The 13,189-nt window shown below is 40.3% G+C and carries 7 protein-coding genes; 3 read left to right on the top strand and 4 right to left on the bottom strand.

Features of this window, described 5'->3' with window-relative positions:
• Nucleotides 1-162: 162 nt before the first annotated feature.
• Together recQ and GQS54_RS20985 are read right to left on the bottom strand one after the other, a co-directional pair.
• Nucleotides 163-2,349, bottom strand: coding sequence for a DNA helicase RecQ (recQ, locus tag GQS54_RS20980; protein ID WP_166425878.1), 2,187 nt, complete (start codon nucleotides 2,347-2,349; stop codon nucleotides 163-165).
• A gap of 363 nt (nucleotides 2,350-2,712) precedes the next feature.
• Entirely contained in the window at nucleotides 2,713-6,906 is a 4,194-nt protein-coding gene (locus tag GQS54_RS20985) for a hypothetical protein (RefSeq protein WP_166425879.1), read from the bottom strand.
• Nucleotides 6,907-7,159: 253 nt separating this feature from the next.
• Here GQS54_RS20985 and GQS54_RS20990 point away from each other — a divergent pair, with 253 nt between their 5' ends.
• On the top strand, nucleotides 7,160-8,221 hold the full coding sequence (locus tag GQS54_RS20990) for an MBL fold metallo-hydrolase (protein ID WP_166425880.1): 1,062 nt from the start codon (nucleotides 7,160-7,162) through the stop codon (nucleotides 8,219-8,221).
• Between the two features lie 127 nt (nucleotides 8,222-8,348).
• On the opposite strand, the gene GQS54_RS20995 is transcribed toward GQS54_RS20990, so the two are convergent.
• Entirely contained in the window at nucleotides 8,349-9,095 is a 747-nt protein-coding gene (locus tag GQS54_RS20995) for a ZIP family metal transporter (protein ID WP_166425881.1), read from the bottom strand.
• 266 nt (nucleotides 9,096-9,361) lie between these two features.
• Between GQS54_RS20995 and GQS54_RS21000 the strand changes: the two genes are divergently transcribed.
• Complete coding sequence (locus GQS54_RS21000; RefSeq protein WP_166425882.1) at nucleotides 9,362-9,817, top strand: hypothetical protein; 456 nt, start codon at nucleotides 9,362-9,364, stop codon at nucleotides 9,815-9,817.
• A 54-nt stretch (nucleotides 9,818-9,871) separates the two neighbouring features.
• Here GQS54_RS21000 and GQS54_RS21005 read toward each other — a convergent pair whose 3' ends face one another.
• On the bottom strand, nucleotides 9,872-10,546 hold the full coding sequence (locus GQS54_RS21005) for a hypothetical protein (protein ID WP_166425883.1): 675 nt from the start codon (nucleotides 10,544-10,546) through the stop codon (nucleotides 9,872-9,874).
• Between the two features lie 1,204 nt (nucleotides 10,547-11,750).
• Here GQS54_RS21005 and GQS54_RS21010 point away from each other — a divergent pair.
• Nucleotides 11,751-13,154, top strand: coding sequence for an undecaprenyl-phosphate glucose phosphotransferase (locus tag GQS54_RS21010; RefSeq protein WP_166425899.1), 1,404 nt, complete (start codon nucleotides 11,751-11,753; stop codon nucleotides 13,152-13,154).
• The last annotated feature ends 35 nt before the right edge of the window (nucleotides 13,155-13,189 follow it).

The following is a 13,189-nucleotide window of genomic DNA, read 5'->3' on the forward strand; positions in this document are numbered from 1 at the left end:
GCCAATTATCTGGAAGCTGTATTAACAGCGGGATTCAGTAGCATGATTAATTAATAAGCATTCATGCGGTTGCCCTGACCCTGACCCCAATTACTCCTCCTGCCAATTACTGACCCCAATTACTCTCTGTGAAACCTAGGAATGGTTAGGTGATTATCTAATTTAAATACCTTTATGCTGCACGAAATAGACCCTTAATAAATGCAATTGGTCGTAGGTTATTTGTGCATTCAGGGCATCGAACACGGGCTTTAATCGGGCAGCCCCGTGTTGCTGAAAGGCGTTGAGGGCCTTATCTGTTTCAGTTTTATTGAGTTTCGTTGTTAAGAGTAGACGCTCGGGTTGGTTGAGACAATTGCCTGCTAGTACATAGTCATACAGGTGCTTGTTAATGGTATTAGCTTTAACCTTGTGCTGAATGGCGAGTGCCTCTATATCGTTACCTTCTTCAAAGGCATTGATAATTTCAAGCGTTTTTGCACTGGTTTTTGGCGAGGTATGGCTGCTTGCCTTAACAGTTTTACTGGGTGCTTGATCATTAGTCATTTCTTGCAGATTATTCTGCTGGCAATAATCATTGATAAGCTGTAGAAAAATATCACCGTATGTGTCTAATTTTGCCTGACCAACTCCGTGAATTTTTAATAAACTTTGGGATGAGCGAGGAAAGTAGTGAGCCATTTCGTTTAACGTGCGATCAGCGAACACTGCATAAGGCGGAATATTGTCTGCGTCTGCTATGCGCTTACGCTCAGTCTTAAGTATTTGCACTAGCGCTGGGTCACCCGGCTGCGCTGGGGTAGAACTGATTTTACTGCTAACGGTTGCTTGCTGTAGCAAGGCGAAGAAGGGGGCATTACCTTTGAGCACGTCAGCTGCTTGTTTGGTCAGACGCAGCCCGCCGAATTGCTCATCTTGACTCAACAACCCCTTCTGCAACAGCTGACGCGAAAGCACCATCCACTGCTTCTTGCTGTACTCATTGCCAATATTATAGGTAGAAAGCAAGTTGTGCTGGTTTTGCAGAATTTTTTCAGCGCTTGAGCCACGTAGTACATCAATAATATGACTAGCACCGAAGCGCTCACCTGTGCGATAGACACAAGAAAGAAACTTTTGCGCAGGGACTGTTAAATCGCTTTTTTGCTTGCTTTCATTACAGCAGTTGTCGCATTTTGCGCAATTTTCACTTTGTGGCGCTTCGGCAAAATACTGTAGTAATGGCAGTCTACGGCAAGTGTCTGTTTCAGCCAGTGCAAGCATTTGATTAAGGTGCCCGGTGGCAATTCGTCTTTCTTGATCGTCGGAAATCTGGTCGATAAAATAGCGAACCTTTCCGGTATCACCGTAACCAAAGAGTAAAAGGCAATCGGCAGATAAACCATCGCGCCCAGCTCGGCCAATTTGCTGATAATACCCTTCAATATTTTTGGGTAAATCGTAATGTAAAACATAGCGCACATCGGGTTTGTTAATACCCATACCAAACGCAATGGTGGCCACCACAATATGCACATCATCTCGAATAAAGCGTTCTTGCGCCTCATTGCGCCTGGCACTGCTAAGCCCTGCATGATACGCCACCACTGAGTAACCATCGGCGCTAAGTTTAGCGCTCAGTTCATCAACCTGCTTGCGTGACAGGCAGTAAATAATGCCAGATTGCTCTGGATGCAGCTTAATAAAACTGGTGCACTGCTGGTAAGGATTGTCTTTAGGTAATACCTCTAAATATAGATTTGGCCTATCAAAACTGGCAATAAATTCGCTGTTATCAGGAATATGAAGCTGTCGCTTAATGTCGGCTCGCACCCGTGGTGTGGCTGTGGCAGTCAGGGCAACGCAGACCGCACTGGGGAACTGCTCAAGTAGAAGATTAAGTTGGCGATATTCAGGTCGAAAATCATGGCCCCACTCTGAAATACAATGTGCCTCATCAATGGCAATACAAGCAATAGTAACGCTTTTTAATAGCGCAACAACATTGCTTTGCAAGGCCGTTTCTGGAGCTAAAAACACTAATTTACAACGCTGCTCCCCAATGGCCTGTAGATTGTCTTGATATTCTAGTTTTGAAAGAGAGCTATTCAATACACAAGCTGGAATATTGAGTGCATGGAGTTGACGGACTTGATCTTGCATCAGTGAAATTAGCGGTGAAATAATCACTGTTAGACCATCGAACAGTAAAGCCGGAATCTGATAACACAAAGATTTACCGCCACCGGTAGGCATGATCGCCAGAGTGTTTTTCTTATGGAGTACGTTGCCAATAATCGCTTTTTGCGATTGGCGAAACTCATTAAAACCAAACACATCCTTAAGGGTTTTACTGGCTTGGTCGATCACGCATTATGTCCTTTTAAGTGGTTATTATTTTGCTCATACACTGCTACTAGGATAACAATATTTAGCCAAAAAATTCTTTGGCCACGTTAATTACGGCTTTAATAGAAGGTATGTAAAATATCCGTTTAGCATTGCTGTGACTAGCGCACTGTTTGGTTAGCCTTGACCTTATGTAATAACACCACAAGTAAGGTCGTCTAAACAGATTCGGCTTAAAAATTAATTAAGCGTATTTACGTACATCGCCACTATCACAAACTCTGCAACGCACTTGGATAAACAAAAAGTAGCGAGGTTGAAAGGTATATCAACTCGTCGTACATAAGATGCCTATCTCAAATATGCTTAAGGCTCAAGAGCTGCTCATTTTTGCAGATTACTGCGGATCAAATTAGCGCTATTGGTTAAGCTGCCAATAGTACCCAACACACCCATTGCTGATGCCACGATCATATACAAAGAGTTACCTGATGTCAGAGCTATTGTGCCAATAACCATTACAATCAGTAACGTCACGGGTAGCCTATAACTCTGCCACCGGCCCAAGTTACCCTCCGCAACCAGTTGATGAAGGGTTTCTCTGTCTTCGGCATACTGAACAAAATAAGCGAAACTCTTATTGACGATATGTACTCTGCCTCGTTTGACTTTTATGAGTCCATTCAAAGCCAAGTGTTCTAACATTTGCAGATTGGCGGGATTTACTCGTTTGTTTTGGGCCAAATAGAATAGTGCTAGCTTCTCTGCGGCTGAACAGGATTCCCACTTGAAACGATAAAGAGCTTCAGACTTAAGTAAAATAAAGTTAATTGATGCCCATTCTTTGTGGGTTTTTTGCCAATCTTTGAGGTATATCCAACGCAATAAATTAAACGACTTATACCATGTGTTAGCGATGGGTAAGTTTAATTCAGAACGAAGAAATTCCAACATTGGAAATGCATCCACTTCATGTTGAATAAATTTTAAATCTAGATTTTCTTTAAGGTCCGAGGGGACTAAAACGGAGAAATCCATGAGGCATTCAGCCCACGAGAAATATTCCCCGTGTTCAAGTTGTTGGGTGCTTTGTCCTTGAGAATTTAGCAGCGTATCTTTTAAACACAAACGTTGCAGGCTGTGAAATTCACTGATAATAGTGACGCTGGCAAGGTGCCCTGCTATTTCTAGCGATTTTAAATGATTAATAAAACGTAGCAGTAGTTTTCGTTGTATGGGTAGTTCTAAGCTCATCTCTATATCCCATAGCGTTAATGCTATTCCTTGTTTGCTTTTTTCCAAGGATATTTTCATATTGGGAAAAGGATTATCTTGCCCTGCAATCTCTACTAACGACGGGCAAAGAATAAAGAAGTCTTCAAATAGTGCTGGTAAATGTTTGGTCTTGGTTTGCCATTGCTGTAACAACAGCGCAATGTTGTGGCCAGCAGTTGGAACAGTATTCAAGTCGAGCACCAATGCCTTATTCGGATAATAGTCATCTATTTTATAGGGGCGGTTAACGATTTGATTAAGATGGCGCAAAAACTCTGGGGGCCCGAATAAGCGCACGGCCAAAATGAGTTTATTAAAGCGCACCCAGACAAAACACAGCAGTACAAAACTGACAGCCATGATAAATAAATATCCGTTCAAATCTGTCTTACGCACGAGTTTCGATGTATCGGATTCCACACTCGCTGATTTAGGTTGCGTATCCTTTTTAAACCCCAAATAACGTGTTACCCAACTTTTCATATCCGACGTATTTACAAGCTTACCAAAATGGCGAACGTCTTTAGGTTGCATATATGGGGTTGCAGCGGCCTTCAACGTTAAGGTCTTTTCCCATTCATCTGAAATGGGCATAAGACTCAAGGGGGCCACGTGAAAACGGCTGATCGAATTAGGATAGCGGTTAAGTGCACTGGTATGTAATTCCTGACGTTCTTGATTTAATCTAGCGGGATATAACTTTTGGGTGTAGTACCAGTTCAAACTTAAAGACGAAGACATACCGACCTGTTGCAGGTAAAAAGTGCATAAAGCGCCAGTAAAAATATAACAAATGGTTAATACGAACGCGCCCTTTTTACTGTTTATTGGCCGACGCTGGGCCTGCCGTGACTGGCTATAGTACTTCTGGTATTCAAAATATCCCCAAAGTAAACATGCGATGGCGGCCAGTACCGTCACCCAATATACATAGGGTTGCTCTGGTCCATTTGAGCGATTAATAGCGCTGTCGAGCCAAAAACCAAGATAGATACTGGCAATATAAATTGAACTAAACAACATGATTTTGCGTCGGTCGATGACCAATGGAATTGACCATTTTAGTTTGATTAAACCGGTATCAAAAAAATGCCGTATTATCACGATGCATAACGAAATAAATAATAATATTACGGCCATGGTGATGCTGTTTAGCAAAAATAGATTGGTCATAAAAATATCAAGACTATCGTTAGGCATAAACATTACTAATGCCCATTGCTCGATGGGCATTTCTTGATAACTAAAAGTACCGGCTATGCCATGATAAAACCCTTCTACCCAATCCTCGTCTGAGCCTAGACCTGCGCGTATGCGGTGAGTGATTTTTTCGGTACCCTGACCAAAACTAAATAAATTTTCTACTAGGGTACGGTCTTCTTCCAAATGAAATAAGACCTGCCCGGAGTCTCGGTCAACGACCATATAGGTCATGTCTAATAATTTATTAGGCTGATTAAATTCAGTCATCGTTAGGGATGGTAGGGCAATGTCGGCCACCATGACATTACCTTCACCATTTTCTTGAGGGATGTCGTAAAGGGGCATACCTATTGTGCTGCCACGCGTTCCGTTATTAAGATTCAACAGGCGTTGTATATAGAAGTTGTTTATATCCAGCGAACTTTGCTTATCCGCCGACTTAGATAGGTCACCGAACTTTGCGTGCCAACCTTTTAGGTCACGGACATTTCTAAAATATTGCCTCTGTGCAAGTTGGAAGCTGGTAGGTTTTTTATTATTTTCGCTGAAAAAAAACATCGGCATAGTATCGCTACCGTCTTTATCCAAGAGCACAATATTTAAAATTTTAGTCTGTTGGCTGCTCCCTTTTTCGGCGTTAAACCACTGGGCATACTTTTCATCATCTTTTTCGCTAGGTATAAACTGCAGGCCGGGGGCAAAAAAGTTTATCTGATTCAATCGTTTTTTGTTTGTAATAACCGGTTCGAGATCACAATCTGTGGGCCTATCTACAGTTTGGTATACATCTGTTAGCGTACTGTAACTCCACTGAGTTTCTTCTTTGATTGAATAGGGTGAATTATAATTGTTACAGTGTAATAGAAGGGAAGCGAGTGCTGTGCGTTCCGCAGTTTCAGTTTGCTGAACAGTGTTCTCTGGTAAGTTTTCTGGCAGAGCTTCAAGCAATTTTCGATAAAATTTACGGTATGTATCGAGCTCATTAATTATCTCGCTCATCTCTTGATCAAAGCTAGAATTGATATTGGTTAGCAGTTGCTTTGCTTGCGTTTTTTTATAGCTCTGTTCGGTGGTTTTTTCCCCGTAGGCGAGCAACAGTGAAATAACCATTACAAAAAGAACATAACTGCAGACCATTGTTAAGTAATAAAATATATCTCCCACCGCTTGATTGTTGGACAACATAAATAGACGTGACATGACCCAAGCAAAGATCAAGATCAGCAAAGTTATCGACAATAAACTTAAATTCCAGCGCTGGCTTTGCTCTGCCTTAAGCATGGGTTTGGGCAATACACCCAATACATAAAGAGGTTCTGCGATATCACCTATGAGCTTATCTGTATTGCTCATTTTGTAAGGATAGATGAAAATACGGTACTCACCCGCGGTGAGTTGTAAATCTAAAAAATGATTGAATCCAGGTAGTTTTTGCCCTTCAACGGGGGACGATTGCTGGTTGTCGGATGCCAGATCTTTCCAACTGAGGTTTTGTTTCTCGGCAATTAGCCGGCTTATATGGTTAACATTAATGATTGAAAGGGCCGATTGTTCCCCGCGACTCGCAATGACTTTATTAAATTGATTAACGAATAGATAGAGACTAAAGCCTGCTGTGGGAATAGGCAAAATGTCGTTGCTGGTAACACTTGCGCATGGGTTTTTCTTGTTGCCCTTTTCTTTTTCCGGTTCTTTGACATCGTCAATTCCCTTTGGCAAAACTGAAAAATTTTGCCCGTCGAATTGGTAGGAAAAGAGCTTGGTTTGTGCGCCAGTTTCATCCGTTGGTTTACAGCTTTTGCTTTGCTGACTTGTCAGCTTTGCACTTTTGTAACTGGGTAGTATGGCCCGTATATTGGCTTCGCTTTCGCCCCATTCATACAAGCTAATTAATTGGGCGAGGTTATTATCTAGTTGTGAGGCGGCTTCAGACAACACTCGAAAATAATTGGTATTAGCAAAATTTTCTTGCTGCAGCCTGTATTGATAATAACCGAAGGCGACAATCGAAAAAATGCCAATCAAAGCCAGTAACCAAATACGTAAAAACTTTGGTTTACGGGGAAGGGGAGAATTGTTTTCCGTTTGATTTGTGGCCATATCCCTAGCCTAAATATATATTATTGTTTGATTATTAACCAATATCATGAGAGTGCAAATAGAAGTGGTTGATTATTTTCCCGCAATTAAGTTAAGCGGCCAGATTAGGTTGGTAGATATAACGCTAGGGTGACGTGCAGAAGTCACTCTTTTTGATATTCAAGGTTTTGATAGTTAATGATTCATCGTTGTGCGTGGTGGTTTAGGACAAATTTGATTGTAATAGGTTGATATAAATTGTGGAGTACGCCCAATGACAATCGACTTTATTGATGTGCAAGCGCCAGAGCCAGGTGAGTGGCAGCAAGTATCACCGGGTATTTTGTGGTTACGCATGCCGTTGCCCTTTGAGCTGGATCATATCAACTTATACTTGATTGAAGACGACGACCCTGTCACCGGTGAAAAAGGCTATGCACTTATCGATACTGGCTTTGGGGTAAGCAAAACGCAAGAGATATGGGATAGCCTACTGAGCAAATTAGATGTGCCCTTGACCAAGGTCATTGTCACCCACATGCATCCTGATCATATAGGTATGGCTGGTTATTTAGTCGATAAATATCGTGCACCCTTGTATATGAGCCATTCTGAATACTTTGTTGGCAGAGCTATGAGCGCAGGCAGCAGAGGGGCATCAGACTGGCAAGACGACGAATATCTTGTGCGCTGTGGTATGTCATCAGAGTACGTGGCAACCGCCAGTGAAAACCGCAAAACGAATAAAGGGGTAGGGCAAGTTATTCGGCCAATTCCTTTGCATCATGAACGTTTGCAAGAGGGCGAAAACCTGACCATTGGCACACATCAATGGCAGGTATTAATTGGTAGAGGTCACTCGCCAGAACATGTTTGCTTGTTTAACCCCACAACGAATGTATTGATATCAGGGGATCATGTGTTACCCATTATCACCCCGAATATAGGGGTGTACAGCACCGAGCCAAATGCTAATTCTCTAAAAATGTATTTAGACACTTTGCCGCAGTTTAAAAACCTTCCACAGAACGCGCTGGTATTACCCTCTCATAAACAACCTTTTGTTGGGCTACATAAGCGGGTTGATGAACTGATTGAGCATCATCATGAGCATCTAGCCAACCTAAAATCGTTTTGTGCACAAGGTAAAACCATCAAAGAATGCTTACCTGTGTTGTTTAAGCGGGAATTAAATGAACACAATATGTTCTTCGCCATTGCCGAAGCGCTTGCACACCTGAACTATCTGTATTTTGAGGATGAAGTGAGCCGAGATATCAACGAAGACGGGCACTATGTTTTTACACTAACCTGTGAACATTTACGGCATGAATAAAAATAATAGCAAAAGGATAAGCCGCTTTTATTTTTCATTTCAATCGGCATGAATCTCGTTATTTTTAAAGATGTCTTGTTCGAAACTATTGCGGAATTTTATCGCGGAATTCTGACAAAAAATATCGTTAAGGTATCGCCAAAAACAAAAGGACTATACCAGATACAAAAGCAGTTAAGGTCACTGCTCTGTCTTTTACATTGTGCGAAGTATCATTATTCACTTTGGGGATTAAATCTGCGGCGCCGATATAAATAAAATTGCCCGCAGCAAAAGGAATAAGCCAAGAAATATCTATTTTAAACGATAGAAAATAAGCGATTAATCCGCCAAGTAAAAACGTTAGCCCAGATAGAAAATTGAATAACAGTGCTGAACGATTTGACCAGCCACCATCAGCAAGTACCGCGAAATCCCCCAACTCTTGTGGTACCTCATGTGCTGCGGCGGCAAGCCAACTGGCAATACCCAAACGAATATCGATTAAAAAGGTACCGGCTATTGCCATACCGCCCAAAAAATTATGCAGCCCATCGCCAAATAAAATTAAGTAGGTCAAAGGCTCTTTGTGTTTGCTTTGTTCACTGGGTATTTGATGGGTGTGCCGCCAATGCAAAAATTGCTCAAGAATGAAAAAAGCGGTAAACCCACTGATAACTAATAATCCAATCGTCACAATACCCAGATTAGCTTTAAGCGCGGCTGGGATCATATGTAAAAAAGCCCCACCAAGCAGCGAACCTGCCGCGAAGGCAACTAAAGGTAAGAGCAATTTTTTAAGGGTCGTAGGCTTCAGTAGTAAGGTTACACTGCCCACCAACGCTATTGAACTCATCAACAAACTACTGACTATTATCCAAGCTAATGTCGTCATTAAACACGCCTATTTTATGTATCGCGCAAAGCCATAACTCACTGTTTAAGAGATAAATTGAGCAAGCGAAAAAACTTTATTTAATTTTACGTTTTTTAACCGAATACAGCTAATTTCACGGTGTTTTGTAGTGATATAACCAGTGTAAGATATATATTTTTCAATTTGAGGCTTTGTTCCACAAAATTGATTTTCATCAACATTATTATCACTATCTAAATGATAATTAAGATCAATTATTATGCATATTCATCAAAGAGAACAACATGAGGTTTGAAACAGCACGACAGGCTATTAACCATGCAAAATCATTTCATATTCGATTAGGTAAATTTTATGCGTTACTGGCAACAGACGAAAACTCACAAAAAGCAGCATTATTATTAAATTACTTGATTAAACATGAGAAAGACGCTGCTGATGCACTAGGCAATTATGAAAAAGACACGTCTACTGGAGTCCTAGATACCTATCTTCAATTCGCAAATGATCAAAATATACTTCAGATCCCAGAGTTTGAAACGTTGCAAACCGATAAATTGATAGAATATGTTGCTGAATTAGCCATGAAATTTAGCGATGAACTCATTGAGTTATATAGCCAAATAGCACAAGAAGTAGATGAGATACAGTTGACAGAAATATTCACTAATTTGGTCGACATGCAAAAACAAGAAAAACGAATATTATCAATGAATATTGACCGAATGATGGATATTTAAACTCTCAAGCGTGATGTGTAACCAATGAGGCCAATAGCCAGAAAAGAGCAAAAATTAATCATTCATTTCTTGTATGGTTTTTATGATCAGGCTTCCCAACTGGCGTGTGTTAAATAGGTTTCCATTACTGTTTAATAAACTGACATTCAGAATTTTAGCGATGTTTCGTAACTCTGGTCTAACAGGACTTATCTGTACGCCGTTTAAGTCAATTTCAATTGTGCCTGTCTCAAGTTCACGGATAAGGTAGCCCTGAAATTTAACTTCTTTAACAGACTTGATCTCAAATGTATTTTTAGGTTTTCCGCTTAGTTTACTTAATGACAGCATGCGCTTAGCGTTTCTTTCGCCGCCCAATAGTTCAATCATTTCAGCGGTAGAGGCGTCTAATAATGTCTCTATTTGCATTTCGTCGGTATTAACGCGCAGAATGATTACCCGGTCAACGAGTTCAAGGGTGTTGGCATTAAACGTAACATGCCCGCTGTTTCTCATCATGGCTGTTGTTTTTACTGAAATGCGCTCGCCCTCTGCACTAACTACGTCATAGCCCTTTTGATTTACCTCGGTAGCCATTTGCCCATTAGAAATTAACGCCGCATATAACTCCCCAATACGCCCGCAAAGGTGACGTAACTCTGTTGGTGGTACACCCCAACTCAATTCCCGCTCAAACCAGCTCATGGCCTCGCCAAGAGATTGGATAATTTGCATTTGTGTTAAGGCCATAACGCCAGGCTACCTTTGATTAAAACGTTTTTAGTAATTTGCCATAAGAACAATTAGTTAGAAAGGTGGGATTGATACACGAGATAAATCTACGTTATTGAATGATGATGCACATTTTTTTAGGGCGTAATGTTGGTGCCTTATTATTCGGTGTTCGAAGAAACCATCAGCGGATCAAAAACCCACATAGCGGCAGCTAAAAGCATATAACGTAAGGCCGAGATAATAACAGCTGGTGTAGAATGGGTACGTATTCTACGAAAATGCTAAAAAGAGAAATAAAGACCTTAAAAGCACTTAAAAGCACTATCTATCTGTTTTATATAAACTTTTAAAAATACCGTAATGAATGGTTAAAAATATACTCAGCACGAGACTTGTGCATGTCTCTTCACCTTTTCAGAGCATACAGTAGAAAAGCATATAGCAAACCATAAATACTCGCGCCCAAGCTCTCTCTTAAACCTCTGTATATTATAAAGATTACCGAATTAAATTTAACACAAGATGTCTTGGATCAATTTTTGCTGTTGGTAAATAAACAATATGAAACCGGGTACTGGAAAAATAATATATTGAGAATAGTAATGTAAAAATCTATTTGATATTAGATTAATGTTAAAAGGCTATAAAGTAAGGGTAACTGTAGCAATACACCATTTATTCAGTGGCTTATAACATTATATTTACATATCAGAAGAGGTGAAAGTCCTAAATATTTACAATAATTATGCTTCTGACAGGTATTTTTACACTTTCGGGTGATATTTCATTAAAAAGTCCTTATAAAAACATTATACAAAATTATTTAATTTTAAGTTATTGATTTGCAAGGGTGATAATTTATTGGATCGAAGTTTGCTTGACATTTTTTGTCAATATAAATAATAATGATGATCTAAGATTCCGCTGTGCGGTCTTTTTCATAAAATAGATCTGAGTCAATGTGTATTGTGTTATTCGGGCAGAGAAAAACAATAATATTGAACGGCTGCTCAAGGAATGTGGAGTCGTTACCGAATAACAAAAAAATGCATCGTGCAGTCAAATATTGTGACGCCACTGCGGCGCAGAAATTATTAAATGTTAATGCACGCCTGAACCAATTTTAATAATTAAAAAGCATTGGTTATACAAGCTTATGTGATGTTCATTTATCAGATAAGCAGATCAAGAACCGATATATTATGCAAGGAAGAAAATGATGGTCCTACAAAATGGTCTTATCAAAAATAACATCAATAAATACGCTACGTTTTATCGGTTAACAGATTTGATCGTTATCAAGCTCGCTTTGGTAATCGCATTATCAATTTTTCAAGTTTTGTATACACAAGATTTTTTTGTTCTTTTCTTGATTTCTATTATCGGTTTTTCTATTACGGCTGAAATGCTTGCGCTATATCGTTCATGGCGTGACGGCGCGTTCAAAGAAATCGTTTTTAATACCTTATTGTCTTGGGCATTATCGTTTGTGCTTATTGCGCTTTATCTCTTCTGGACGCAAATCAGCATTGAACTTTCCAGAGGCGTCATTTCAGTTTGGTTTGTGTTAACGGCGGCGATGCTGGTTATTTGGCGGGGTTGCTTCAGTCTTTTCCTACGCTACATACGTCGTAAGGGCATGAATACTCGTAATGTCGCAATTATCGGGCTAACCAATGAAGGCGAAAGCCTCGCCAGAGAAATACTAGCTAATCCACAAACAGGCTATCGAATAAAGGCCATTTATGATGATCGGACCTCAACGCGCTTACCTGAAACCTATCACGGGTTGTTAAAAGGTAAAGTTGACGAAGGAGTAGACGCAGCACGGTTAAACGAATTTGACGTAGTTTATATAGCCTTGCCATTATCGGCCGAAAAACGCATAACCGGAATATTACAATTACTGGGCAATACCACGGTTAATGTTCAACTTGTGCCTAACTTATATATGTTCAGTATTATGAGCGCCTCAATGGCGCATGTTAGAAATATTCAAACTATCAGTGTCTTTTGCAACCCAATGCGCGGTTCATACGCTTTAACGAAGCGAATAGAAGATATTATTCTTTCGAGCGTTATTTTGCTGCTTATTGCCGTTCCATTGCTGGTAATAGCCTTGGCCGTGAAGTTCACGTCTAAAGGACCTGTCATATTCAAACAACGCCGATATGGCTTGAATGGTAAAGACATTAAAGTTTATAAATTCCGCTCTATGACCGTCACTGAAAATTCCGATGTGGTTACCCAAGCCACAAAAAATGACGTACGTATCACTAAATTAGGGGCATTCTTACGACGCACATCTCTTGATGAATTACCCCAGTTCATCAATGTGTTGCAAGGAAAAATGTCGGTTGTAGGGCCACGTCCACATGCGGCTGCTCACAACGAAGAATATCGTAAAGCGGTGTCATATTACATGCTGCGCCATAAAATAAGGCCCGGTATAACGGGTTGGGCGCAAATCAATGGGTGGCGTGGTGAAACAGACACAATAGAGAAAATGGAAATGCGCATTAAATACGACCTAGATTATATTCGTAGGTGGTCTTTATGGATGGACGCAAAAATCGTCTTCTTTACTATTTTCCGTTCATTTACAGACAAAAACGCTTATTAAATGAGTTGCATATATATGCGTCGACTCAAACCATA

Source organism: Paraglaciecola sp. 20A4 (genome assembly GCF_011378905.1).
Taxonomy (GTDB): Bacteria; Pseudomonadota; Gammaproteobacteria; order Enterobacterales; family Alteromonadaceae; genus Paraglaciecola.